General features: G+C 73.6%; 21 protein-coding genes. 15 read left to right on the forward strand and 6 right to left on the reverse strand.

Annotated features, from left to right (window positions below; all coding sequences use genetic code 11):
• The first annotated feature begins 150 nt into the window (after nucleotides 1-150).
• From AQJ30_RS21985 to nudC, 3 genes are all read left to right on the forward strand, one after another.
• Nucleotides 151-3,738: an ATP-dependent helicase gene (locus tag AQJ30_RS21985; protein WP_067236785.1), complete on the forward strand. Its 3,588-nt coding sequence runs from the start codon at nucleotides 151-153 to the stop codon at nucleotides 3,736-3,738.
• Nucleotides 3,739-3,748: 10 nt separating this feature from the next.
• Complete coding sequence (locus AQJ30_RS21990) at nucleotides 3,749-5,161, forward strand: dipeptidase (RefSeq protein ID WP_067237300.1); 1,413 nt, start codon at nucleotides 3,749-3,751, stop codon at nucleotides 5,159-5,161.
• A gap of 153 nt (nucleotides 5,162-5,314) precedes the next feature.
• On the forward strand, nucleotides 5,315-6,259 hold the full coding sequence (nudC, locus tag AQJ30_RS21995) for an NAD(+) diphosphatase (protein ID WP_067236788.1): 945 nt from the start codon (nucleotides 5,315-5,317) through the stop codon (nucleotides 6,257-6,259).
• A gap of 98 nt (nucleotides 6,260-6,357) precedes the next feature.
• Here the strand turns inward: nudC and AQJ30_RS22000 are convergent, their stop codons facing one another.
• A complete protein-coding gene (locus AQJ30_RS22000; RefSeq protein ID WP_067236789.1) occupies nucleotides 6,358-6,600 on the reverse strand; it encodes a mycoredoxin in 243 nt (80 codons plus the stop codon).
• Nucleotides 6,601-6,806: 206 nt separating this feature from the next.
• Between AQJ30_RS22000 and AQJ30_RS22005 the strand changes: the two genes are divergently transcribed.
• The 4 genes from AQJ30_RS22005 (at nucleotide 6,807) to AQJ30_RS22015 (ending at nucleotide 10,382) form a co-directional block, all read left to right on the forward strand.
• On the forward strand, nucleotides 6,807-9,014 hold the full coding sequence (locus tag AQJ30_RS22005) for an ATP-dependent DNA helicase UvrD2 (protein ID WP_245727015.1): 2,208 nt from the start codon (nucleotides 6,807-6,809) through the stop codon (nucleotides 9,012-9,014).
• A gap of 167 nt (nucleotides 9,015-9,181) precedes the next feature.
• Nucleotides 9,182-9,508 carry a hypothetical protein gene (locus AQJ30_RS37085; protein ID WP_079084189.1) on the forward strand — a complete coding sequence of 109 codons (327 nt, stop codon included), beginning with the start codon at nucleotides 9,182-9,184 and terminating at the stop codon, nucleotides 9,506-9,508.
• A 176-nt stretch (nucleotides 9,509-9,684) separates the two neighbouring features.
• Entirely contained in the window at nucleotides 9,685-10,062 is a 378-nt protein-coding gene (locus AQJ30_RS22010; protein WP_067236795.1) for a WhiB family transcriptional regulator, read from the forward strand.
• Nucleotides 10,059-10,382, forward strand: a complete 324-nt coding sequence (locus tag AQJ30_RS22015) for a hypothetical protein (RefSeq protein ID WP_067236796.1) — start codon at nucleotides 10,059-10,061, stop codon at nucleotides 10,380-10,382. Before AQJ30_RS22010 ends, AQJ30_RS22015 begins: the two co-directional genes overlap by 4 nt.
• 142 nt (nucleotides 10,383-10,524) lie before the next feature.
• On the opposite strand, the gene AQJ30_RS22020 is transcribed toward AQJ30_RS22015, so the two are convergent.
• A complete protein-coding gene (locus AQJ30_RS22020; RefSeq protein WP_079084190.1) occupies nucleotides 10,525-11,970 on the reverse strand; it encodes an ABC1 kinase family protein in 1,446 nt (481 codons plus the stop codon).
• Nucleotides 11,963-13,201, reverse strand: a complete 1,239-nt coding sequence (locus AQJ30_RS22025) for a TOMM precursor leader peptide-binding protein (RefSeq protein ID WP_067236798.1) — start codon at nucleotides 13,199-13,201, stop codon at nucleotides 11,963-11,965. The genes AQJ30_RS22020 and AQJ30_RS22025 overlap by 8 nt, the downstream gene beginning before the upstream one ends.
• A 238-nt stretch (nucleotides 13,202-13,439) precedes the next feature.
• On the opposite strand from AQJ30_RS22025, the gene AQJ30_RS22030 reads away from it, so the two are divergent.
• From AQJ30_RS22030 to AQJ30_RS22045, 4 genes are all read left to right on the forward strand, one after another.
• Entirely contained in the window at nucleotides 13,440-14,036 is a 597-nt protein-coding gene (locus AQJ30_RS22030) for a M48 metallopeptidase family protein (RefSeq protein WP_067236800.1), read from the forward strand.
• A gap of 117 nt (nucleotides 14,037-14,153) precedes the next feature.
• The gene (locus tag AQJ30_RS22035; protein WP_067236802.1) at nucleotides 14,154-15,857 is read left to right on the forward strand and encodes a TerD family protein; all 1,704 of its coding nucleotides are present in this window, start codon (nucleotides 14,154-14,156) and stop codon (nucleotides 15,855-15,857) included.
• An 11-nt stretch (nucleotides 15,858-15,868) separates the two neighbouring features.
• On the forward strand, nucleotides 15,869-16,549 hold the full coding sequence (locus tag AQJ30_RS22040) for an AIM24 family protein (RefSeq protein WP_067236805.1): 681 nt from the start codon (nucleotides 15,869-15,871) through the stop codon (nucleotides 16,547-16,549).
• Between the two features lie 17 nt (nucleotides 16,550-16,566).
• Complete coding sequence (locus AQJ30_RS22045) at nucleotides 16,567-17,322, forward strand: AIM24 family protein (RefSeq protein WP_067236808.1); 756 nt, start codon at nucleotides 16,567-16,569, stop codon at nucleotides 17,320-17,322.
• A 94-nt stretch (nucleotides 17,323-17,416) separates the two neighbouring features.
• On the opposite strand, the gene AQJ30_RS22050 is transcribed toward AQJ30_RS22045, so the two are convergent.
• Both AQJ30_RS22050 and AQJ30_RS22055 read right to left on the reverse strand, forming a co-directional pair.
• Nucleotides 17,417-17,941 (reverse strand): NUDIX hydrolase, encoded by a 525-nt coding sequence (locus tag AQJ30_RS22050; RefSeq protein WP_067236809.1) that lies wholly within the window; start codon nucleotides 17,939-17,941, stop codon nucleotides 17,417-17,419.
• Nucleotides 17,938-19,410, reverse strand: coding sequence for a zinc-dependent metalloprotease (locus AQJ30_RS22055; protein WP_067236812.1), 1,473 nt, complete (start codon nucleotides 19,408-19,410; stop codon nucleotides 17,938-17,940). Before AQJ30_RS22055 ends, AQJ30_RS22050 begins: the two co-directional genes overlap by 4 nt.
• A 194-nt stretch (nucleotides 19,411-19,604) precedes the next feature.
• Here AQJ30_RS22055 and AQJ30_RS22060 point away from each other — a divergent pair, with 194 nt between their 5' ends.
• From AQJ30_RS22060 to AQJ30_RS22075, 4 genes are all read left to right on the forward strand, one after another.
• Complete coding sequence (locus AQJ30_RS22060; RefSeq protein WP_067236815.1) at nucleotides 19,605-20,714, forward strand: SDR family oxidoreductase; 1,110 nt, start codon at nucleotides 19,605-19,607, stop codon at nucleotides 20,712-20,714.
• A 127-nt stretch (nucleotides 20,715-20,841) separates the two neighbouring features.
• Nucleotides 20,842-21,303 (forward strand): molybdenum cofactor biosynthesis protein MoaE, encoded by a 462-nt coding sequence (locus tag AQJ30_RS22065; RefSeq protein WP_067236817.1) that lies wholly within the window; start codon nucleotides 20,842-20,844, stop codon nucleotides 21,301-21,303.
• A 94-nt stretch (nucleotides 21,304-21,397) separates the two neighbouring features.
• Complete coding sequence (locus AQJ30_RS22070) at nucleotides 21,398-21,637, forward strand: hypothetical protein (RefSeq protein WP_159052349.1); 240 nt, start codon at nucleotides 21,398-21,400, stop codon at nucleotides 21,635-21,637.
• Between the two features lie 64 nt (nucleotides 21,638-21,701).
• The gene (locus tag AQJ30_RS22075; protein ID WP_067236821.1) at nucleotides 21,702-22,796 is read left to right on the forward strand and encodes a YlbL family protein; all 1,095 of its coding nucleotides are present in this window, start codon (nucleotides 21,702-21,704) and stop codon (nucleotides 22,794-22,796) included.
• 144 nt (nucleotides 22,797-22,940) lie between these two features.
• Here the strand turns inward: AQJ30_RS22075 and AQJ30_RS22080 are convergent, their stop codons facing one another.
• A complete protein-coding gene (locus AQJ30_RS22080) occupies nucleotides 22,941-23,483 on the reverse strand; it encodes a PPA1309 family protein (RefSeq protein WP_067237305.1) in 543 nt (180 codons plus the stop codon).
• Nucleotides 23,484-23,613 lie beyond the last annotated feature (130 nt).

The raw sequence follows: 23,613 nt of genomic DNA on the forward strand, positions 1-23,613 counted from the left end.
CGGGAGCGCCATCCGGACCGAGGGCCTGGTCACCAAGGGCCCGGTCAACCGGAGTGACGTATCGCACCACCCCTGCTGACCTGCACGTCTGTCGTCCCGCAGGGCCGAGGCGGCCTCGGCTGTCAGTGCCCGCCGCTAGCCTCTGACGACATGCCCGCCCGTATCACCGACCCCGAGCAGCTCAAGGAGCTCCTCGGCATCCCGTTCACCCCGGAGCAGACGGCCTGCATCACCGCGCCGCCCGCGCCGCAGGTGATCGTGGCCGGCGCCGGGTCGGGCAAGACGACCGTCATGGCCGCGCGCGTGGTGTGGCTGGTGGGCACCGGGCAGGTCGCCCCCGAGCAGGTCCTCGGCCTGACCTTCACCAACAAGGCCGCCGGCGAGCTCGCCGAGCGCGTGCGCAAGGCGCTGGTCAGGGCGGGCGTCACCGACCCGGACGTCATCGACCCGGACAACCCGCCCGGCGAGCCGGTGATCTCCACCTACCACGCCTTCGCCGGCCGTCTGCTGACCGACCACGGCCTGCGCATCGGCCTGGAGCCCACCTCCCGCCTGCTCGCCGACGCCACCCGCTACCAGCTGGCCGCGCGCGTGCTGCGCGAGGCGCCGGGCCCGTACCCGGCGCTCACCCGCTCCTTCGCCGACCTCGTCAGCGACCTCCTCGCCCTCGATGCCGAGCTCGCCGAACACCTCGTGCGGCCCGAGCAGCTGCGCGCCTGGGACGCCGAGCTGCTGCTCACGCTGCGGAACGCGAAGCTGACCAACGCCGACCTGCGCAAGGTGCCCGAGACCGCCGCCGCCCGGCGCGACCTCGCCGAGCTGGTGATCCGCTACCGGGCGGCCAAGCGCGAGCGCGACCTGCTCGACTTCGGCGACCAGATCGCCCTGTCGGCACGGCTCGCGGGCATCCCCGAGGTGGGCCGCGTCCTGCGCGACGAGTTCCGCGTGGTCCTCCTCGACGAGTACCAGGACACGTCCGTGGCCCAGCGCGTCCTGCTGGCCGGCCTGTTCGGCGACGGCACCGGCCACCCGGTCACCGCCGTCGGCGACCCCTGCCAGGCCATCTACGGCTGGCGCGGCGCCTCCGTCGCCAACCTCGACGACTTCCCCGAGCACTTCGCGCACGCCGACGGCGACCCCGCCGGCCGGCGGGCCCTCAGCGAGAACCGCCGCAGCGGCGGCCGCCTCCTCGACCTCGCCAACGGCCTCGCCACACCCCTGCGCGCCCTGCACGCGGGCGTGGAGGCCCTGCGCCCTGCGCCCGGCGCCGAACGCGACGGCGTGGTGCGCTGCGCCCTGCTGCCCACCCACGCGGAGGAGATCGACTGGATCGCCGACTCCCTCGCCCACCTGGTGCGCACCGGTACCCCACCCGGCGAGATCGCCGTCCTGTGCCGCACGGCGACCGACTTCGCCGAGATCCAGGGCGCCCTCGTCGCCCGCGACGTGCCGGTCGAGGTGGTCGGCCTGTCCGGGCTGCTGCACCTGCCGGAGATCGCCGACCTGGTCGCCGTCTGCGAGGTCCTCCAGGACCCCGGCGCGAACGCCTCCCTGGTCCGCCTGCTGAGCGGCCCGCGCTGGCGCATCGGCCCGCGCGACCTCGCGCTCCTCGGGCGGCGGGCCCGGCTGCTGGTGGCCCACGCGCGCGCGGACGACGCCGACGACCCCGACCGTCGCCTCGCCGAGGCCGTCGAGGGGGTCGACCCGGCCGAGGTGATATCGCTCGCCGACGCCCTCGACACGTTCCTGGAGACCCCGCTGGACAACGCCGGGGACGACGACGGGCTGCCGTTCTCGCCGGACGCGCGCGTGCGCTTCGCCCGGCTCGCCGCCGAGCTGCGCGACCTGCGGCGCTCGCTGTCCGACCCGCTGATGGACGTCCTGCACCGGGTCCTCGCCGTCACCGGACTCGAGGTCGAGCTGTCGGCGTCCCCGCACGCGCTCGCCGCCCGCCGCCGCGAGACCCTGTCCAACTTCCTCGACGTCGCCGCCTCCTTCGCGGCCAACGACAACGAGGCGAGCCTGCTGGCCTTCCTCGGCTTCCTGCGCACCGCCGCGCAGTACGAGAAGGGCCTCGACAACGCGCTGCCGGGCGGCGAGAACACCGTGAAGGTGCTCACCGCGCACAAGTCCAAGGGCCTGGAGTGGGACGTGGTCGCCGTCCCCGGCCTGGTCACCGGCACCTTCCCCAGCACCCAGGGCCGCGAGAAGTGGACCTCGCAGGCCAAGGTGCTCCCGCACGCACTGCGCGGCGACGCCGACACCCTCCCCGACGTGGAGTCGTGGGACGCGCGCGGCATGCGCGGCTTCCACGAGGCGATGAAGGACCACCAGCACACCGAGGAACTGCGCCTCGGCTACGTCACCTTCACGCGCCCCCGCTCCCTCCTGCTGGGCTCCGGCCACTGGTGGGGCCCCACCCAGAAGAAGCCGCGCGGCCCGTCCGACTTCCTGCTGGCGCTGTACGAGCACTGCGCGGCCGGCCACGGCGAGATCGAGGTCTGGGCCGATCCGCCCGTGGAGGGCGAGGAGAACCCGACCCTGCACCAGGCCACCGTCGACCAGGTCTGGCCCCTGCCCCTGGACGACGCCGCCCTGGCCCGCCGCCGCGCCGCCGCCGCGACGGTCCTGGCCCACCTCGACGACCTCGCCTCCCGCGAGGCCACCCACCCCGCCGCGGCCCACGAGAGCGACACCTACGACGACCCGGACTGGCCGCCGCCCCCGGAGGAGGACGACGAACCCCCGTACGACGGGCCGCCGCCGGAGGAGCCGCCGTACGACGAGCTGCCGCCGTACGACCCCGAGTCGCCCGACGACGAGCCGCCGCACGACCCCGAGTCGCCCCACGACGAGCCGCCGCACGACCCCGAGTCGCCCCACGACGAGCCGCCGTACGACTCCGGAGCGCGCCCCACCGTCCCGCACCAGGCGGCACCCCCCGAGGTGCCCCCGGCCCCCGACCGGCTCACCCCCGAGGAGGCCCGCGCCGTCGCCTCCTGGGACCGCGACCTCGACGCGCTCACCGGGGAGCTGCTGCGCGCCCGGCGGGCCGTCACCGACGTGCCCCTGCCGACGACGCTCACCGCCTCGCAGGTGATGCGCCTGGCCGCCGACCCGGACGCCTTCGCGCGGGAGCTGGCGCGTCCCATGCCGCGCCCGCCGCAACCGGCCGCGCGCCGGGGCACCCGGTTCCACGCGTGGGTGGAGGCCCGCTTCGAGGAACTGACACTGCCCCTGCTGGAACCGGAGGAACTGCCGGGCGGCGACGCGGAGATCGCCGACGAGCGGGACCTGGAGGCCCTCAAGGAGGCGTTCGAGCGCACCGCGTACGCCCGGCGCACCCCGTACCGGGTGGAGGCGCCGTTCCAGCTCGCCCTCGCGGGCCGGGTCGTGCGCGGCCGCCTCGACGCCGTCTACAAGGAGGGCGACGGCGCCACGGCGACGTACGAGATCGTCGACTGGAAGACCGGCCGCGGCCGCACCGGTGACCCGCTCCAGCTCGCCCTGTACCGGCTCGCGTGGGCCGAGCAGCAGGGTGTCCCTGTGGAATCGGTCACGGCGGCGTTCCTCTACGTGCGCACCGGGGAGGTCGTCCGGCCGGCCGACCTGCCGGACCGGGCCGCGCTGGAGCGGCTGTTGACGCAGGAAGAGGCCCTCACGCACGCGTACGCGGACGGCTCGGGGCTGCCGGACGGTGCCCGACCGACCGGCGGGGATGCCGGCGCGGGCCGATAGGCTCGTGACCATGAGCCATTCCGTTGACAGTGACGTCAGCGCCGTCCGCCGCTACATCGAGCGGCACCGCGCCGCCTTCCTCGACGACCTCGCCGAGTGGCTGCGCATCCCGTCGGTGTCGGCCCAGACCGACCACGCCGACGACGTACGGCGCAGCGCGGACTGGCTCGCCGCCGCCCTCGGCGCGACCGGCTTCCCCACGGTCGAGGTCTGGCCGACCGCCGGCGCCCCCGCCGTCTACGCCGAGTGGCCCTCCGACGACCCCGCGGCGCCCACCGTGCTGGTCTACGGGCACCACGACGTGCAGCCCGCCGCCCGTGAGGACGGCTGGGACACCGACCCCTTCGAACCGGTCGTCCGCGACAACCGGCTGTACGCGCGCGGGGCCGCCGACGACAAGGGCCAGGTCTTCTTCCACACCCTCGGCGTGCGCGCGCACCTCGCCGCCACCGGCCGGACCGCGCCCGCGGTCCACCTCAAGCTCCTCGTCGAGGGCGAGGAGGAGTCCAGCTCCCCGCACTTCCGGGCGCTGGTCGAGGCGAACGCCGAGCGGCTCGCCGCGGACGCCGTGATCGTCTCCGACACCGGCATGTGGTCCGAGGACACCCCCACCGTCTGCACGGGCATGCGCGGCCTCACCGACTGCGAGATCCGGCTGTACGGTCCGGACCAGGACATCCACTCGGGATCGTTCGGCGGTGCCGTGCCCAACCCGGCCACCGCGGCCGCCCGCCTGGTGGCCGCGCTGCACGACGAGCACGCGCGCGTGGCGATCCCCGGCTTCTACGACGGCGTCGTCGAGCTGACCGAGCGCGAGCGCGCGCTCTTCGCCGAGCTGCCCTTCGACGAGGACCAGTGGCTGCGCACCGCCAAGTCGCACGCCCCCCACGGCGAGGCCGGGTACACCACCCTGGAGCGCGTCTGGGCCCGCCCCACCGCCGAGGTCAACGGCATCGGCGGCGGCTACCAGGGCCCGGGCAGCAAGACGATCATCCCCGCGTCCGCCATGGTGAAGCTGTCCTTCCGGCTCGTCGCGGGACAGGACCCCCACCACGTCGAGAAGGTCGTGCGCGACTGGGCGGCCGGACAGCTGCCCGCGGGTATCCGCAGCGAGATCGAGTTCAGCCCTGCCACGCGCCCGTGCCTGACCCCGCTGGACCACCCGGCGCTGCAGTCCGTGGCCCGCGCCATGGGGCGCGCCTTCGACCGGCCCGTCCGCTTCACCCGCGAAGGGGGCTCCGGTCCGGCCGCCGACCTCCAGGAGGTCCTCGGGGCCCCGGTCCTCTTCCTCGGCATCTCCGTCCCGTCCGACGGCTGGCACGCCCCCAACGAGAAGGTCGAACTGGACCTGCTGCTCAAGGGCGTCGAGACCACCGCGTACCTGTGGGGCGACCTCGCCGCGACCTGGCGCCATGCGCCCTGACACCCGCGCACGGGCCGGGGCGGACGGCGGCGGGGGCACACTGGGAGGACCGCCCCACCCCGGCCCCGCACCGGACCCGGTCGCCCCCTGCCGCACGTCCCGCTGAACCGCCCGCCCGAAACCACCGTTCCACCGGGGGAGTTGGAAGCACCCGTGACCACCTGGACCGACCAGAACGCCGATCGACCCCTCTCGCTCACCGCCCCGAGCGGCATCGACCGGGCCGCGCACCACCGGCTCGACGAGGCCTGGCTCGCGGCGGCGTGGAGCCACCCCACGACGCGCTGTTTCGTGGTCTCCGGTGGTCAGGTCCTCATCGACGAGACACCCGACGGCCGCACCGAGCTCGTCATGACCCCGTCCTTCGAGGCCCCGCTCACCGAGGCCCACCGCTACTTCCTCGGCATCGACGAGGACGGCGTCAGCTACTTCGCCCTCCAGAAGGACGCGCTGCCCGGCCGCATCGACCAGTCCGCGCGCCCGGCCGGCCTGCGCGAGGCGGGCCTGCTGCTGTCGCCGCGCGACATCGGCCTGATGGTGCACGCGGTCGGCCTGGAGAACTGGCAGCGCACCCACCGCTTCTGCTCCCGCTGCGGCGAGCGCACGGTGATCGCCGCGGCCGGCCACATCCGCCGCTGCCCCGCCTGCGGCGCCGAGCACTACCCGCGCACCGACCCGGCCGTGATCATGGCCGTGACGGACGAGGACGACCGCATCCTCCTCGGCCGCCAGGTGCACTGGCCGGAAGGCCGCTTCTCGACGCTCGCCGGCTTCGTCGAGCCCGGCGAGTCCATCGAGCACGCGGTGCGCCGCGAGGTGGCCGAGGAGGTCGGCGTCACCGTCGGCCCGGTCGAGTACATCGCCAGCCAGCCCTGGCCCTTCCCGTCCAGCCTCATGCTCGGCTTCATGGCCCGCGCCACCACCACCGACATCGACGTGGACGGTGACGAGATCCACGAGGCCCGCTGGTTCTCCCGGGACGAGCTGGGCGCCGCCTTCGACTCCGGCGAGGTCCTGCCGCCCTACGGCATCTCCATCGCGGCCCGGCTGATCGAGCTCTGGTACGGCAAGCCCCTGCCGACCCGCAGCTTCGTCTGAGCACGACAGCCGCCGGCCCCGGACACGGCGGAAGGGCGGCCTCCCCGCACGGGGAGGCCGCCCTTCCGCATGGCCGTTCAGGCGTCCACAGGGGCCGCTCAGGCGCCGATCTTCTGCTTCACCTGCGCCAGCGACGGGTTCGTCAACGTCGAACCGTCCGCGAAGAGCACGGTCGGGACCGTCTGGTTCCCGCCATTCGCCTTCTCCACGAAGGCCGCGGACTCCGGGTCCTGCTCGATGTTGATCTCGGTGTACGCGATGCCCTCGCGGTCCAGCTGCTTCTTCAGCCGCTGGCAGTAGCCGCACCAGGTGGTGCTGTACATCGTCACAGTGCCCTGCATGTCTCGCGCGCTCCTCAGCCGGCTCGGGAACAGGTCCTACTGGAGGCAGCAACGCTCACCACCGCCCGACCATTCCCTCCTGGGGTACGCCCGTCCCCGGGAAGCCCCGCCGCGGTCACGTGACGTCTGCCGCATTGGTACGACCATCGGTGCCCGCCTGTGGACAACCGGCTCGGTCGTCTCCCGCGACCTGGCAGCATGGCGGTGTGACAGCAGCAACGCACTCCTCCCTCTTCCCGCAGGTACCGGACTCGGCCGACGCGGTGCTCGAAGGGCTCGACCCCGAGCAGCGCGAGGTCGCCACCTCCCTGCACGGGCCGGTGTGCGTGCTGGCGGGAGCCGGGACGGGCAAGACCCGCGCCATCACCCACCGCATCGCCTACGGCGTCCGGGCCGGCATCCTCCAGCCCTCCAGCGTGCTCGCCGTCACCTTCACCGCACGGGCCGCCGGCGAGATGCGCGGCCGGCTCCGCCAGCTCGGCGCCCAGGGCGTCCAGGCCCGCACCTTCCACTCCGCCGCCCTGCGACAGCTGCAGTACTTCTGGCCGAAAGCGATCGGTGGTTCCCTGCCCCGGCTCATCGACCGCAAGGTCCAGCTGGTCGCCGACGCGGCCGCCGCCTGCCGCGTCCGTCTCGACCGCGGCGAGCTGCGGGACGTCACCGCGGAGATCGAGTGGTCCAAGGTCACCCAGACCGTCCCCGCCGACTACACCGTCGCCGCCGCCAAGGCCGGCCGCGAGACCCCGCGCGACCCCGCCGAGATCGCCCAGCTCTACTCCGCCTACGAGGACCTCAAGCGGGACCGCGCCGTCATCGACTTCGAGGACGTCCTGCTGCTGACCGTCGCCGTCCTGCAGGACCGGCAGGACATCGCCGAACAGGTCCGCTCCCAGTACCAGCACTTCGTCGTCGACGAGTACCAGGACGTCAGCCCCCTCCAGCAGCGCCTGCTGGAGCTGTGGCTGGGCGACCGCGACACCCTGTGCGTCGTCGGCGACGCCAGCCAGACGATCTACTCCTTCACCGGAGCCACCCCCGACCACCTGCTCGACTTCCGCACCCGCCACCCCGGTGCCACCGTCGTCAAGCTGGTCCGCGACTACCGCTCCACCCCCCAGGTCGTCCACCTGGCCAACGGCCTGCTCGCCCAGGCCCGCGGCCGGGCCGCCGACCACCGGCTGGAGCTGGTCTCCCAGCGCGCCCCGGGACCCGAACCCGTCTACGCCGAGTACGCCGACGAACCCGCCGAGGCCGAGGGTGCCGCCCGCCGCATCCGCGACCTCCTCGACGCCGGCGTCCCGGCCTCGGAGATCGCCGTCCTGTTCCGCACCAACGGCCAGTCCGAGACCTACGAGCAGGCCCTCGCCGACGCCGGCATCCCCTACCAGCTTCGCGGCGCCGAGCGCTTCTTCGACCGGCCCGAGGTGCGCAAGGCGGGCATCGCGCTGCGCGGCGCGGCCCGCTTCGGCGGGAACGACTCCGCCTTGGAGGACGCCGTCGACCTCCCCTCCCAGGTGCGGGCCGTCCTGTCCGGCGAGGGCTGGACCCCGCAGCCCCCGTCCGGCTCGGGCGCGGTCCGCGAGCGCTGGGAGTCGCTGGCCGCGCTGGTGAACCTCGCCCAGGACTTCGCCGCCGCCAAGCCGGACGCCACCCTCGCCGACCTCGTCGCCGAACTCGACGAGCGGGCGGGCGCCCAGCACGCCCCGACCGTCCAGGGCGTCACCCTCGCCTCCCTGCACTCGGCCAAGGGCCTGGAGTGGGACGCCGTGTTCCTCGTCGGGGTCGCCGAGGGCATGATGCCGATCACCTACGCCAGGACCGACGAGCAGATCGAGGAGGAACGCCGGCTGCTCTACGTCGGGGTCACCCGGGCCCGCGAGCGGCTCCACGTCTCCTGGGCCCTGTCCCGCGCACCCGGCGGCCGCCCGAACCGCCGGCCCAGCCGCTTCCTGGACGGCCTGCGCCCCGGCTCCGGCACGGCGGCCGGCCGGAGCCCCGCCGGAGCCGCTGGCGGCATCGAGCGCGGCTCCGCCGGCACACCGACGGCGATTGCGCCCGCCGTGCCCCGCCGCACCCAGCGCGCCCCGGCCCGCTGCCGGGTCTGCGGGCGGACGCTGACCGACGGCGGCGAGCTGAAGCTGCTGCGCTGTGAGGACTGCCCGTCCGACATGGACGAGGGGCTGTACGAGCGGCTGCGGTCCTGGCGCGCGGTGCAGGCGCGGCGCTCGGGGCAGCCGGCGTTCTGCGTCTTCACCGACAAGACCCTCATGGCCATCGCCGAGACCGTCCCCGAGGAACCGGGCGAGCTGGCCCGCATCCCGGGCGTCGGCGTGCGCAAGCTCAACCGCTACGGGACCGATGTCCTGGCCCTCTGCGCAGGTCAGGACCTGGGCGGGGAGGACGAGGAGGAATGATCCGAACTCTTCGAAAAAATAGTTTGCGCATGCCCCAGCGATCCCCATAGGTTCTTAGGCACGGGAACGGCGGCCTTCTCGAAGGCCCTGATTCCGTGCTGTACTTGCGTATCCGCCGGATCGGGTTCCCGCCCGGTCCCTTGAGACGCCGAGAGGAGGCGATTCCAGTGATCAGCATCAACAACGCCGGTTCCATCAACAGCGCCAAACTGACCGATCGCTCGGTCGTCTCCCTGTGCCTGCTCGGCTCCTCCCACCGGGGCACCGGTCTGTCCGGCATTCGTGTCGAGCGTCCGGCGTCCTCCGTCGCCCCCGCGGGCCTTCCCGTCCGTGAGCGTGACGAGCGACCGACCAAGGCACTGGAAGCAGCAGTAGTGGCACAGGCGCAGGCCTATGCCTTTACGGCGACCGGTGCCGGATTCCGGAAGCAGACGACGCAGCACCACCTGATGTGGGCCTTCCGTGGGCCAGAACCCTGGAGTGATCCAGCCTGATCTCCGATCAGGCCGGCGCCTTCAGGGCCGCGGAACCCCATCCGGGATCCGCGGCCCTTCTGTTTTCCCCGAACGGGGACGGCAGAGCGAAGGGGCCTCGGGACAAGAAAAGAACCCGGTACCCAGCCGACCCCCGGCCCCACAGGGCCGGACCGACCAGACGAGGAAGACCACCCGTGCAACTCGAAGCGCACGCCCCGTCCGTACCGCCTTCCGCACCGCTCCCGCCGCCCGGCCTCACGGAGGACTCCACCTTGACCCCGCTCACTCCGCTCACCGCGCTCACCGCGCTCGACGACGCCATCGAGAACCTCGGCGTGCCCGTCCCGTGCCGCTCCTACGACCCGGAGGTCTTCTTCGCCGAGTCGCCCGCGGACGTCGAGTACGCCAAGTCCCTCTGCCGCACCTGCCCGCTGATCGAGGCCTGCCTCGCCGGTGCCAAGGAGCGGCGTGAGCCCTGGGGCGTCTGGGGTGGCGAGCTGTTCGTCCAGGGGGTCGTCGTCGCCCGGAAGCGTCCGCGTGGCCGCCCGCGCAAGAACCCGGTCACGGCATGAACACCACCGGAACCATCGACCGTCCCCTCACGCACGACCCCAAGAAGCAGGCCCCGATGAAGCCGTCCACCAGCGAGCCCGCCGGCTCCGCGACCGAAGACGTCACCACCACCGGCGCGATCGACTCGCGTCAGAACAGGACCCGAGAGATGCAACTCATCCCAGAAGCCCTGGCTCGTGCGCATATGCACGAGCGACTGAACGAGGCCGAGCGGGAACGCCGGGCCGTACGCCTGGCCACCGCCCGCCGGATGCAGCGCCGGGCCGAGCGCGCCTCGATGCGTGCCCGCCGTGCGCTCGCCATGGCCGTGATGCAGTGACCCAGCCCACCTGAAGCGGTGGCCTCCCCGACCCCGGGGAGGCGAAGCTCTCCTCGCGGGGGCCGGTCCGACCGAACGGACCGGCCCCCGCGGCGCGTCCGCCGTCAGACCGCCGCGGGAGTCACCGGCACGCGGGGGAGGTTCACGCCTGCGCCACCGAGTCGCCGTCCTCCTCGTCGTCCCTGTCGTCCGCGTCCGCCGTGCCCTCCGCGTACGCCCGGTCCTCCACGGCCTCCCCGTCGTCCAGCAGTTCCTCCTGCGGGACGAAGCCCGGCAGCCACTCCTCCAGCTCCTCGCGCAGCCGGACCGTCGCGCCCAGCTGGCACAGGACGCCGATGGTGCTGAGGGTGACGCGGTGGATCAGCAGGTAGGCCGGGGGCAGGTTGAGCCGCTTGCCCAGCTGGTAGGCGGGGGAGCGGGGGTCGGCGATGCGGGCCGCCTGGCTGCGCATCCAGCCCCGGGTGAAGGTGAACTCCTCCACCTGCGCCGGTTCGATGATCGGCAGCAGGTAGTCGAGGACCGCGTCCGGGTCCAGCTCGACGGACTCCTTGACGAAGCCCTCCGTGCGCAGCAGCTCGTAGACGGCGTCCGCGTGGCCGTCGAGGGTCATCCGCAGCGAGTCGCCGATCGGGGCCGGCAGTCCGCCCGGGAGCCGGTCGACCGTGCCGAAGTCCAGCACGCCGAGGCGCCAGTCGTCCTCGCCCTCCGGGCCGCCGGGCAGCAGCCGGAAGTTGCCCGGGTGCGGGTCGGCGTGCAGCAGGCCGGTGCGGGCCGGGCCGGAGAACAGGAAGCGGGCCAGGAGCTGACCGGCGCGGTCGCGCTGCTCCTGCGTGCCGTCGGCGATCACCTCGGACAGCGGCACCCCGTCGATCCACTCGGTGACCAGGACCTGGTCGCACTGGTGCACCACGGCCGGGACCACCACGTCCGGGTCACCCGCGAACTCCTCCGCGTGGGTCTGCTGGGCGTCGGCCTCCAGCTCGTAGTCCAGCTCCTCGGAGACGCGGTCGCGCAGCTCGGCGATCAGCGGCTTGATGTCCATGCCGGGGATGAGCGGACCCAGCAGGCGCGCGAACCGGCCGAGCTGGTTGAGGTCGGACAGCAGGGCGTCGCCCGCACCCGGGTACTGGACCTTGACGGCGACCTCCCGGCCGTCGTGCCACACGCCACGGTGCACCTGGCCGATCGACGCGGCGGCGGACGGCTTGTCCTCGAACTCCAGGAACAGCTGGGGCCAGTCCTCGCCCAGCCGCTCCGCCAGCACCGCGTGCACCGTGCGCGTCGGCATCGGCGGCGCCGCCTCCTGGAGCTTGGTCAGGGCCGCCCGGTAGGGTCCGGCGACCTCCTCGGGCAGCGCCGACTCGAAGACGGACAGCGCCTGCCCGAACTTCATCGCACCGCCCTTCAGCTCACCGAGCACCTTGAACAGCTGCTCGGCCGTGCGCTGCTGCAGCTCGCGGCCGACGATCTCCGCGGACTCGCCGACGATGCGTTTGCCCAGCCCCCAGGTCGCCCGGCCGGCGAAGCCGAGCGGGAGCGCGGCGAGCTTGGCGGTCCGGGTGACCGCCTTGCGGGGAAGATCAGACATGCGCCCTCCAGGTCCCAGCCGGCCGCGCCGTGTGTGCCGTACGGCCCAACTCCTGCGAATGCCGTTGCTCCCCCATTGTCGCGTGTGCGCCCCCGTCCTCCGCGGGGTGTTCTCCCTCACCTTCCTCCGCGGGGCCTTCCGGAGGGTGGTCCGCCGCTCCGCACGGGCAGGCCGGGTGCGCCCACACCGGTCGAGCATGCCACTGGAAGGCCGGTGCCGAGACCTCCCAGCGGGCCCCGGCGCTCGACTGGCCGCTGCCGTCGAGGAAGGCCAGGGCGTGCGCGGCGGCCAGACCGGCGACCGTCGTGGCCAGCGCCAGGTCGCAGGCGCGCACCGGGCGCCGGCGCCCCGACCGCCACTGGGCGACCAGCCGGGGCCAGGTCGGATCGCGGTCGACGCGCTCCTGCTGCAGACAGCCGGCGCAGCCCGTCTCCCCCGGAAGGACCAGCGGCCCGACGACGCCCGTGGCCTCCACCACCCCCGCATACAGATGAGGGATGCCGGACGCGAGCAGCGGCTGCGCGGCCGCCGGGTCGGGGGCGTGCACGGCGACGTCGTCGCGCGGGGCGAGGACGACCAGGGAGAAACCGGCGGGCTCCGGGTCGGCCGACGGGCCCGGGGTCCGGCGGGGCGGCCGGTCGGGCGCGGACCGGCGTGCCGCGCGGCGGGCCGCCTCGTCCCGGCGCTCGCCGATCGCCTCGGCCGGCAGGCCGCCGGGCGCCACGTCATCCGGCTCCACCCGGCCGCCGTCGCGTACGTCGACCTCGCCGACGCCCGCTCCCGCCAGCAGCGAGGCGATCACCGCGCCGACCCGGCCGGCCCCGCGCACCTGCACCCGCAGCGCCCGGCGCGCGGCCAGCAGGCCCATCGCCTCGCCCGGCCCGGGCGTCACCAGCGACAGCGCCGCCAGGTCGGGGCGCAGGCGGTCCAGTGCCCCGGGTCTGGCGCGCAGCGCGTCCGCGTCCGCACCGCCCCCGCGGGCGTCGTCGACCAGTCCGGCCCGCGTCAGCCGTCGCACCAGCAGGTCGACGTGGCCGTCCGGCAGGTCCATCCGGCGGCCCTCCTCCCGCAGGAGCGGCAGCCCCCGGGTACCGTCGAGCAGGTCGAGGAAGCTGCCCGTCGCCGTGTCCATCGGCCCGAGCGTCAGCGCGTGCGCCGGGGTCATCCCGAACTGCACGGTGTTGAGATCACGCCAGCCGCGCCGTAGCGCGGGTTTCACCATCGGATGCATGAAAGGCCCCCGTAGCCGTCGAACGTCCCCGGACGCCGGCGGAGCGGGGCGTGGGAGGTCCTCGCTCCGCCGACGAGTGCCAGCATGCCGGGATGCGCCGAGCGGTGCGCCGAGTTGTCCACAGGCGCCCCGATTCGTCGTACTAATCCGTCGTACGCCGCACACCGGGGGCGCGGCTTGCGCACCGAACCGTCCCGGAGCCGGGACTTCCCCCAGGTGCAGCGGGTAACGTCGGGGCGTGCCCGCCGACCCACTGCACCGCGCCGGAACCCCACAGCGCAGCACGACGAGCCAGCCGCCGAGCGGCTCGGGGGCGAGCGCGATCGAGGTGCGCCGGAGCAGCCGCCGACGGCGGACGGTCTCCGCGTACCGCGAGGGCGATCGCACCGTCGTGCTCATCCCTGCCCGCATGTCCAAGGCCGAGGAGCAGCGCTGGGTCAGCGTCATGCTCGACAAGCTGGCCGCCCAGGAGAGCCGGCGCGTGCCCGGGGACACCGAGCTCGCCGAGCGGGCGGAGCGGCTGTCCGCGCAGTACTTCGAGGGCCGGGCCCGCCCGCGGTCGGTGCGCTGGGTGACCAACCAGAACACCCGCTGGGGCTCGTGCACCCCGGCCGAGGGCAGCATCCGCCTGTCGCACCGGCTCAAGGGCATGCCCGAGTACGTCATCGACTACGTGCTGCTGCACGAGCTCGCCCACCTGCTGGTACCGGGTCACGGGCCCGACTTCTGGCGACTGCTGGAGGCCTACCCGCGCACCGAGCGGGCCCGCGGCTACCTGGAGGGAGTGGTGGCCGCCGAGCGGCTGCCGCACCTGCCGGGCACGCGCGGACAGTGAGCGCGGGCGATCACGCGCGCGTTGTGTACCGGGTGTGTACCGACACCGTTCGATGTCGGGGTTTGCGGTTAGCCTGGCGCGACGCACTCACTTCGGGATGGGGGACGGTCGTAACGCATGCCCAGGGAATTCCAACGCGGCCACAAGGCCAGGATCAGTGACCTCACCGCGGGCACGGATCTGTACGTAGGCGTGCAGATCTCCGCCCCCGGCCTGAGCTTCGACATCAGCTGCTTCGGACTGGACGCCGACGAACGGCTCTCGGACGACCGGTACTTCATCTTCTTCAACCAGCCGAAGTCCCCGGAGGAGTCCGTCCAGCTGCTGGGCGCGCAGGCCGGCGACACGGAGTCCTTCCGGGTCACCCTCGACCGGATCCCGCCGCAGATCCGGAAGCTGTCCTTCACCGCGACCGTCGACGGCGCCGGACAGATGTCGCAGATCGGCCCCGGGTACCTGCGCATCGTCGCGGGCGGCGAGGAGGTGGCCCGGTACTCCTTCGACGGCTCGGAGTTCACCACCGAGCGCGCCGTGATGCTCGGCGACTTCTACCTGAAGGACGTGTGGCGGTTCGCGGCCGTCGGCCAGGGCTTCGACGGCGGCCTGGAGGCGCTGCTGAAGAACTTCGGCGGCGAGGTCCTGGAGGAGGAGGCACCTGCCGCGCCGCAGCAGCCACAGCCGCAGCAGCCGGCGGCCGGTGGAGCCCCCGGCTTCGCCCCGCCCGCCTTCGGCGCGCCGGCCGCCCCGGCACCCGCCCCGCCCGCGCCCCAGCCGCAGCCCGCCGCGCAGGGCTTCGCGCCCCCCGCGCCCCCGCCGGGCACCACGCCGCCCCCGCCGCCCGCGCCCCACCCCTCCGTGCACGGCGCGCCGACCCTCATCGCCCCCATGACGCCGCCCGGTGGCGTCCAGGTCCCGCCGCCGGGCCCGGCTCCCGCGCCCTACGGCCAGCCGCCCCAGCAGCAGTACGGGCAGCCCCCGGCCCCGTCGGCGCCCATGCCGCCCGGCTACGGCCAGCCCCCGGCCCCGCAGGCCCCGCAGCCCCCGATGCCGCCCGGCTACGGCCAGCCCGGCCCGCCCCCCGGCTACGGCCAGCAGCCGCCCCTCGGACAGATCCCCGGCCAGCAGGCCTACGGCGTGCCGCAGGGCGCGCCCCCGGGCGGCGCCGGAGTGGGCGCCGCGCTGCAGAAGTTCCGGGAGACGCCCACCGGGCAGCGCTGGACCCAGCAGAACGGCAAGCTGATCCGCGTCGACCTCGGCGTCGGCGGAGAGCCGGTGCTGGCCCGGCAGGGCAGCATGGTGCTCTACCAGGGCAAGGTCGACTTCAGCTACAAGGGCGCCGGGTTCGCCGGCCGCATCGTCGGCAACGCCACCGGCCAGGAGATGCAGCTGATGCGCTGCACCGGCCAGGGTCAGGTGTTCCTCGCCGAGGACTCCACGATGCTGCACCCCATCGAGCTCCAGGGCGACGGCATCTGCGTCTCCGCCGAGAACGTCCTCGCCTTCGACGAGAGCCTGCAGTACGAGGTCCGCCGCATCGAGGGCCACGGCATCCCCGGCGGCGCGCTGTTCACCATGCAGTTCCAGGGCACCGGCACCATCGTCGTCAAGACGCACGGCACGCCCGTGGTGCTCCCGGTCACGCCGACCACGTTCGCCGACTGCAACGCCGTCGTCGCCTGGTCGTCCGCCGCGCAGGTGATCGTCTCCAGCCAGGTGCGGATGCGCCGCAACGCGTACCCGGGCGACACCGGCGAGAGCATCAACCTCCAGTTCCGGGGCGCCCCCGGCAACTTCATCGTCGTCCAGCCGTACGAGGTCTGAGGGAGCCCGTCATGAACCAGCAGCTCGCGGGCTTCGCCCCCGCACCCGTCACCGCCCGCATGGAGAACCACGGCAACCACATGCTGAAGGTCGCCCTGCAGACGGGGAACGACCTCCTCGCGCGCGTGGGCTCGATGGTCGCCTACGAGGGCTTCGTCCAGTACGAGCCCAACCCGCCGGCCGTGCGGCAGATCGCGCGCGACTGGATGACCGGCGAGGGCGCCCCCCTGATGAAGTGCTCCGGCGACGGCCTGCTCTACCTCGCCGACTACGGCGCGGACGTGGTCGTCATCAACCTCAACGGCGACGGCATCTCCGTCAACGCGACCAACCTGCTCGCCTTCGACGCGCACCTCACCTGGGGCGTGGAGCGGGTCAAGGGGCTCGCGAAGTTCGCCGGGCAGGGCCTGTGGAACACCAAGATCTCCGGGCAGGGCTGGGTCGCCCTCACCTCCCGGGGCACGCCGATCGTCGTCGACTGCGGCGGCGGCGAGGACGAGACCTACGTCGACCCGGACGCGCTGGTCGCCTGGTCGCCGAACCTGAAGGTGAAGGGCAAGCGCAGCTTCAAGGCGCAGTCGCTCATCGGCCGGGGCAGCGGCGAGGCCTACCAGATGGCCTTCTCCGGCCAGGGCATCGTCGTCGTCCAGCCCAGCGAGGACAGCACCGACCGCCTCCGGTTCCGGGGCTGAGGGGGAGCCAGAACACCATGCAGAGCCCGCTTTTCGCGTACAACGACCAGCAGACCCAGGAGCGCTGGAGCCTGCAGAACAAGCACATGCTCCGCGTCACCCTGGAGGGCCACGACGACGTCCTCGCCCGCAAGGGCACGATGGTCGCCTACCAGGGCCTCGTCGAGTTCGACGCCGAGTGGCAGAACACCAACCAGCGCCGCGCACGCGCGCGCACCGGCGAGGGGCTGGACCTGATGCGCTGCCACGGGCAGGGCACGGTCTACTTCGCCAACCTCGCCCAGCACATCCACGTGATGGAGGTGGAGCAGGACGGCCTCACGGTGGACAGCAGCTACGTCCTCGCCATGGACTCCTCGCTGCACCACGAGGTCATCGCCGTCGACAGCGTGTACGGCATCTCCGGCTCCGGGAAGTACCAGCTGAACATCACCGGACGCGGCAGGGTCGCCCTGATGACCTCCGGCGCCCCACTCCTGATGCAGGTCACGCCGGACAAGTACGTCAACTGCGACGCGGACGCGATCGTGGCCTGGTCCACCGGGCTGCGCGTGCAGATGCAGGCCCAGACGCACTCCTCGGGCGTGTGGCGTCGGCGCGGCACCACCGGTGAGGGCTGGGAGCTGAGCTTCATGGGCAACGGCTTCGCGCTCGTCCAGCCCAGCGAACTGCTGCCGCCCCAGAACGCCCAGATCGGCCAGGGCCTCGCCGCGCAGTACGGCATGGGCCAGCACGGGGCGCGCGGACAGAACCAGGGCAACGTCTGGAGCTGAGCCCGGGCCGACGTCGGATCGGCACGTCGGCACGCCAGCACGTAAGGGGCGACCGTCCTGGCGGTCGCCCCTTACGTAGCGGCCCGGCGGCCGTTCACAGCCGCGCGCGCGTCGCCTCCACCAGCCGTACGACTGAGTCGTCGGCGACCGACGCGACCTCCGCGTAGGGGAACCACCGCAGGTCGAGGGACTCGTCACTGATCGCCTCCACGGCGCCGGCCGGGGCGAGCGCGGCGTACTGCACGTCCAGGTGCCAGGCGCAGGGCGTGAGATGGCGGTCCAGGCGCACCGGGCCGCCGGGCAGCAGCGTCAGCCCGGAGATGCCCGACTCCTCGCGTCCCTCGCGCAGCGCGGCCTCGGCCAGGGTGGCGTCGACCGGCTCGCAGTGACCGCCCATCTGCAGCCACATCCGCAGCTTCCGGTGCAGGGTCAGCAGCACCCGGCCGCGCTCCGGGTCGATCACCAGCGCGCTCGCCGTGACGTGCCCGTCCCGGCAGGCCTTCCACATGCCGTCCGGGTGGGCGGCCAGGTGGTCGAGGTACAGCCGGCTCAGCTCGTCCTGGTCCCCGTGGCCCTCGTACTGCTTCAGCACCAGGACCGCGTCGTCGTACAGGCTCACTCGGTGCCGTCGCCCTTGCCGCCGTCGCCCTTGCCCGGGGCGTCCTCGCCGGAGTCGTCCGACTGCTGCACGCCCTTGTCCGGGCCCTTCGTCAGGTCGGGCTTGCCCGCCGCCTCGCCGAGCATCCGGTCCAGCTCGGAGAAGTCCATCTGCTCGCGGTGGACGAAGCCGTCCGGGTCGTCGAGGTCGCCGGCCGTCGGCAGCATGTCCGGGTGGGCCCACAGGGCGTCGCGGCCGTCGACCCCGCGCGCGTCCGTGAGCGAGGCCCACAGGCGGGAGGCGTCGCGCAGCCGGCGCGGGCGCAGCTCCAGGCCGATCAGCGTGGCGAAGGTCTGCTCGGCCGGGCCGCCCGAGGCACGGCGGCGGCGCAGCGTCTCGCGCAGCGCGTCCGCGGACGACAGGCGCGGCTTGGCGGCCGCGTGCACGACGGCGTCCACCCAGCCCTCGACGAGGGCCAGGGCCGTCTCCAGACGGGCCAGCGCGGCCTTCTGCTCGGGCGTGTCCTCGGGCTGGAACATGCCCTGCTGGAGCGCGTCCTGCAGCTGCTCGGGGTTCTGCGGGTCGAACTGGCCGACCACGTCCTCCAGCTTGGCGGTGTCGACCTTGATCCCGCGCGCGTACCCGTCGACCGCGCCGAACAGGTGCGAGCGAAGCCACGGCACGTGCGCGAACAGGCGCTGGTGGGCCGCCTCGCGCAGCGCCAGGTACAGCCGCACCTCCTCCTTCGGGACGCCCAGGTCCTTGCCGAACGCCTCGATGTTCGCCGGCAGCAGCGCGGCGCGGCCGGCCGGGCCGAGCGGCAGGCCGACGTCGGTGGAGCCGACGACCTCGCCCGCGAGGACGCCGACGGCCTGCCCGATCTGCGAGCCGAACATCGCGCCGCCCATCGAGCGCATCACGCCGATCAGCGGGCCGGCCATGGCCTGCATCTCCTCCGGCAGGACGTCGCCCATCGCCGTGCCCACGCGCTCGGCGACCGGGTCGACCAGCTCCTGCCACGCCGGCAGGGTCGCCTCGACCCACTCCGCGCGCGACCAGGCGACCGCGGAGGCCGCGCCGGACGGCAGGGACGTCGCGTCGTCCAGCCACAGGTCGGCCAGGCGGACGGCCTCCTGGACCGCGTTGCGCTCGGCGGGGCCGATGCTCGCGTCCTTCACGCCGTCCGGCGTGCCCTGGGCGACGGTCTGGCGGGCGATCTGCTTGGCCATGTCCCAGTTCACCGGGCCGCCCTCGTAGGACAGCATCTGGCCGAGCTGCTGGAAGGCGGCGCCCAGGTCGGTGGGGTTCAGCGAGCCGAACATGGCCGCGAACGGATTGTCACCGCCGGGGCCGCCCGCTCCGGGCAGCCCGAATCCGAACGGGTTGGCCGGGCCCTGACCACCACCGCTCTGCGGGTCCTTCTGCTTGCCCTCGTCGCCGTCTTCCGGCTCCTCCGGCGGAAGGCCGAAGCCGAATGGGGTGTCACTCACGGGATTCCTCGGCTGGTAAGGCCACCGGTTCTCGTCCGGCGGCGCGGCTGCCCTGCAACACCACCCAGCGTAGACACCCCGGACCCGATAGGGCCTCGGTGCTTCGCCGACTCGCGGCCTGCGGCAGGATGGATGCCACCTGGTACGTACGCGTCACTCGCGCTCGTATGGATGACAACCGCTGGAGACGCCTGGTGAGTTCCCCAGATCCGCAGGTTCGCGCAGCGCGAAACCACACAACCCCCGCCGGCGGACGACGCCCCGTCGTCGCCGTGACCGGTGCCGCGACCGGGGTGGGCGCGCTGCTCACCGAGCGGCTCGCCGCCTCCGAGGAGATCAAGCAGGTCGTGGCCGTCGACGAGCGGCGCGGGGAGTGCGACGCGGCGGAATGGCACATCCTCGACGTCCGCGACCCGGCGATCGCGGAGAAGCTGCGGGGCGCCGACGTCGTCGTGCACCTCGCGCTCGATCTCGACCTGGGGAGTGACGCCGCCGCCCGGACGGCGTACAACGTGCGCGGCACGCAGACCGTGCTGACCGCCGCCGCGGCGGCCGGCGTGCACCGGGTCGTGCTCTGCACGTCCGCGATGGTGTACGGCGCGCTGCCCGACAACGAGCTCCCCCTGTCGGAGGACGCGGAGCTGCGCGCCACGGCCGAGGCGACCGGCGTCGGGGACCTGCTGGAGATCGAGCGGCTGGCCCGGCGCGCCCCGCGCGCGCACCCCGGCCTCAACGTCACCGTCGTCCGCCCCGCGATCCTGGTGGGCGGCACCGACACCGCGCTGACCCGGTACTTCGAGTCGCCACGGCTGCTGGTGGTGGCCGGGTCGCGGCCCGTCTGGCAGTTCTGCCACGTCGAGGACCTGTGCAGCGCCCTGGAGTACGCCGTCCTGGAGAAGGTGGACGGGGAGCTGGCGGTCGGGTGCGACGGCTGGCTGGAGCAGGAGGAGGTCGAGGAGCTCAGCGGCATCCGGCGCATGGAGCTGCCGTCCGCGGTGGCCCTGGGCGCCGCGGCCCGGCTGCACCGCATCGGGCTGACGCCGTCCCCGGCGGGCGACCTCGCCTACACGATGTACCCGTGGGTGGTCAGCGGCAGCCGGCTGCACGACGCCGGGTGGCGGGCGCGGTGGACCAACGAGGAGGTGCTGGCCGAGCTCCTGGAGGAGGTGACCGGCCGGCACACGGTCGCCGGCCGGCGGCTCGGGCGCAAGGACGCGACGGCGGCCGGTGCCGCGGGCGCGACGGTGGCGCTGCTCGGCGCGGCGGCCGTCGTACGCCGGGCCCGCAAGGCCCGACGGAGGTAGGAGGCGCTCTCGGGCGCTCTCCGGGCCCCTGCGGCCGGCGGGCCTGTAGGAGGCTCCAAACACGCACGCGCGTGTGTGGGGGCTTTCCGCGATTCCACCGCTTCCGGCTGTGGGGCACGATGGGGGCATGGCACCTATCAGTGATCACCCCGGTGAGCAGGGCGCGCCCGACGCGATCAAGCTGATCGCGGTGCGGGACACCCCGCTGTCGCTCGACGAGGTCTTCCGCGCCGTCGGGGACGACGCGTCCGGTGGCACGGCCCTGTTCGTGGGGACCGTGCGCAACCACGACGGGGGCGCCGACGTCGACCGGCTCGGGTACTCCTGCCACCCGAGCGCCGAGGCCGAGATGCGGCGGGTCGCCGAGAAGGTCGTCGCCGACTTTCCCGTGCGGGCCCTCGCCGCCGTGCACCGGGTGGGGGACCTCGGGGTGGGTGACCTTGCCGTGGTCGTCGCCGTGTCGTGCCCCCACCGCGGGGAGGCCTTCGAGGCGTGCCGCAAGCTGATCGACGACCTCAAGCACGAGGTGCCGATCTGGAAGCACCAGACCTTCTCCGACGGCACCGAGGAGTGGGTGGGCGCCTGCTGACGGCCGGGACCGCCGGGTCCCGCCCGCGGCCGGAGCCGAGCGGTCCCGGCGGCACTCCGGTTGCGTAACCCGACCCCCGGCGTGAGCGTTGTCCGTGCGGATGGTTAATCTGCTGATCAGTCAGTTGCGGTCGCTCACGTGGGGCTGGGAGGTCGGGATGGCGGCGCTCGCCTGGTTGCTGATTCCGCTGGTGGCGGCGATCTTCGCGGGGCTGTGGGGCAGTTGGGCCAACCGCACCCGCAGGGCCCGCAGCGACGGGCCCGAGCTCGACGGGTACGCGCGCTTCCGCGCCGCGATGGAGAAGGACCGGACCCCCACGCACTCCGGGTCCTGACGCCCCGACCCCCGCTCGGCGGCCCTGACGGTGCGCTGACAGAGGCGTCCCGTACTGTCGAGGCATGCCACGCCGCACCGCGACGATGCTCGCCTCGACCCTGGTCCTGATCGCGCTCCTGTGCGCGGGTGTCCTGATCCGCGTGCCGTACGCGGAGATGTCGCCGGGCCCGACGGTCAACACGCTCGCGGAGCACGACGGCGAGCCGGTGCTGCAGATCGCCGGCCGCAAGACCTACCCGACCGACGGGCACCTGAACATGACGACCGTGCGGGTGACCAGCGCGGACTACCGGATGAACCTGGTCGAGGCGGTCTACGGCTGGCTCGCCCACGACGACAAGGTCGTGCCGCACGACACGCTCTACCCGGACGGCAAGACCGAGGAGCAGTCGACCCAGGAGAACGCCGAGGAGTTCAACCAGTCGCAGGAGAGCGCCAAGGTCGCCGCCCTGGAGGCGCTGCACATCCCCGTGCGGTCCTGGGTGATCGTCTCGACCGTGGTGAAGGGCTCCCCGGCCGAGGGCAAGCTGCACGCGGGGGACGTCATCAAGGCCGTCGACGGCACCGCGGTCAAGGAGCCCGGTGACGTGGCCAAGCTCGTCACCCGGCACGAGCCCGGTCAGGACGTCGTGTTCACGATCGTCCCGGCCAAGGAGCAGGCCGCCGCCGAGAAGGCGAACCGGACGGCGACCACGACGCAGAAGGTCACGATCACCACCGCGAAGTCGGACGACAGCGGTGCCCGGCGGGCCGTCGTCGGCATCTCCGCGGGCACCGACCACACGTTCCCGTTCAGCATCGACATCAAGCTCGCCGACGTCGGCGGCCCCAGCGCCGGCCTGATGTTCGCCCTCGGCATCTACGACAAGCTCACCCCGGGCAGCCTCACCGGCGGCGCGTTCGTCGCGGGCACGGGCACGATCGACGACGAGGGCAAGGTCGGGCCCATCGGCGGCATCGAACTGAAGACGGTGGGGGCGCGCAGCAAGGGCGCGCGGTACTTCCTCACGCCCGCCGACAACTGCGCGGCCGCGGCCAAGGACACCCCGGGCGGGCTGCGGCTCGTCAAGGTGTCCACCATCGACGACGCCCTCGACGCCCTGAAGGACATCCGCAGCGGGGACACCGACGCCCTGCCGAAGTGCACGAAGGGCTGAGCGGCCCGACGGCGGTACGGCACCGGGGGCGCCCTCGTCGACGAGGGCGCCCCCGGCCGCGTACGGGGATGACCCCGGGCGGCGGGAACCGCGTACGGGACGCGCCGCGCACGCGGAACGACCGCCGGCGCCGAGTGCCCCGGCTCAGTCCTCGAACGTCGCCGCGAGCGCCTGGGCGAGGCCCGGGACCAGGTCGGCGCCGGTGAGCACCTCGGTGGGGCTGTCCTTCTCGCGCAGGCGCAGCGCCGACTCGCGGGAGCCGTCGCGCAGCACCGCGACCGTCATGCGGACCTCCTGCCGCTCGGGGTGCCGGGCGACCCACTGGGCCAGCTTCGCCTCGTCGAGGTCCTCGGGGACCTGGGTCTCGGCGGACGGCGGGAGCATCAGGCGTTCGATGGTGAGGGCGCAGCCGGTCACCGCGCCGGGCCAGGCGATGGTGGCCAGGAACTCGTCGAGCGGCTTGTCCGTTGGCACCTCGTCCTGCTCGATCGGGGTCAGACCAGTGGTCTCGGGTCCGTCCGCCAGACCGAGCTGGGCGGCCAGCGCGGGTTCCTGGGTCCGCAGCTGTGCGGTGTCGACGAGGGCGAAGAGGCGTGCGGGCTGGTCCCAGCCGAGGCCGGAGGCGTACTCGTCGATCTCGAGTACGGCCCGGGTGAGGGGGCTCGCTGCCATGGGAGTGTTGGACATGGTCACAATCCTGCCTCGTTCCCGGCCCGGATCGGGAACCGAGTAAACGGTGAGTAAGTTGCATAGGTGTGGGGCCGCGATCACCGGGGCCCGCACGGGGCCGGCGAACACGCGGGTCCGACCGATCGAG

The organism is Streptomyces longwoodensis (assembly GCF_001514125.1).
In the GTDB taxonomy this organism is placed as follows: domain Bacteria; phylum Actinomycetota; class Actinomycetes; order Streptomycetales; family Streptomycetaceae; genus Streptomyces; species Streptomyces longwoodensis.

What these genes read in the sequence shown, in the direction of transcription:
- AQJ30_RS21985 (WP_067236785.1), top strand. Translation starts at nt 151, where the DNA reads ATGCCCGCCCGTATCACCGACCCCGAGCAGCTCAAGGAGCTCCTCGGC.
- AQJ30_RS21990 (WP_067237300.1), top strand. Translation starts at nt 3,749, where the DNA reads ATGAGCCATTCCGTTGACAGTGACGTCAGCGCCGTCCGCCGCTACATC.
- AQJ30_RS22000 (WP_067236789.1), bottom strand. Translation starts at nt 6,600, where the DNA reads ATGCAGGGCACTGTGACGATGTACAGCACCACCTGGTGCGGCTACTGC.
- AQJ30_RS22015 (WP_067236796.1), top strand. Translation starts at nt 10,059, where the DNA reads ATGAACACCACCGGAACCATCGACCGTCCCCTCACGCACGACCCCAAG.
- AQJ30_RS22020 (WP_079084190.1), bottom strand. Translation starts at nt 11,970, where the DNA reads ATGTCTGATCTTCCCCGCAAGGCGGTCACCCGGACCGCCAAGCTCGCC.
- AQJ30_RS22025 (WP_067236798.1), bottom strand. Translation starts at nt 13,201, where the DNA reads ATGCATCCGATGGTGAAACCCGCGCTACGGCGCGGCTGGCGTGATCTC.
- AQJ30_RS22035 (WP_067236802.1), top strand. Translation starts at nt 14,154, where the DNA reads ATGCCCAGGGAATTCCAACGCGGCCACAAGGCCAGGATCAGTGACCTC.
- AQJ30_RS22040 (WP_067236805.1), top strand. Translation starts at nt 15,869, where the DNA reads ATGAACCAGCAGCTCGCGGGCTTCGCCCCCGCACCCGTCACCGCCCGC.
- AQJ30_RS22045 (WP_067236808.1), top strand. Translation starts at nt 16,567, where the DNA reads ATGCAGAGCCCGCTTTTCGCGTACAACGACCAGCAGACCCAGGAGCGC.
- AQJ30_RS22065 (WP_067236817.1), top strand. Translation starts at nt 20,842, where the DNA reads ATGGCACCTATCAGTGATCACCCCGGTGAGCAGGGCGCGCCCGACGCG.
- AQJ30_RS22075 (WP_067236821.1), top strand. Translation starts at nt 21,702, where the DNA reads ATGCCACGCCGCACCGCGACGATGCTCGCCTCGACCCTGGTCCTGATC.
- AQJ30_RS22080 (WP_067237305.1), bottom strand. Translation starts at nt 23,483, where the DNA reads ATGTCCAACACTCCCATGGCAGCGAGCCCCCTCACCCGGGCCGTACTC.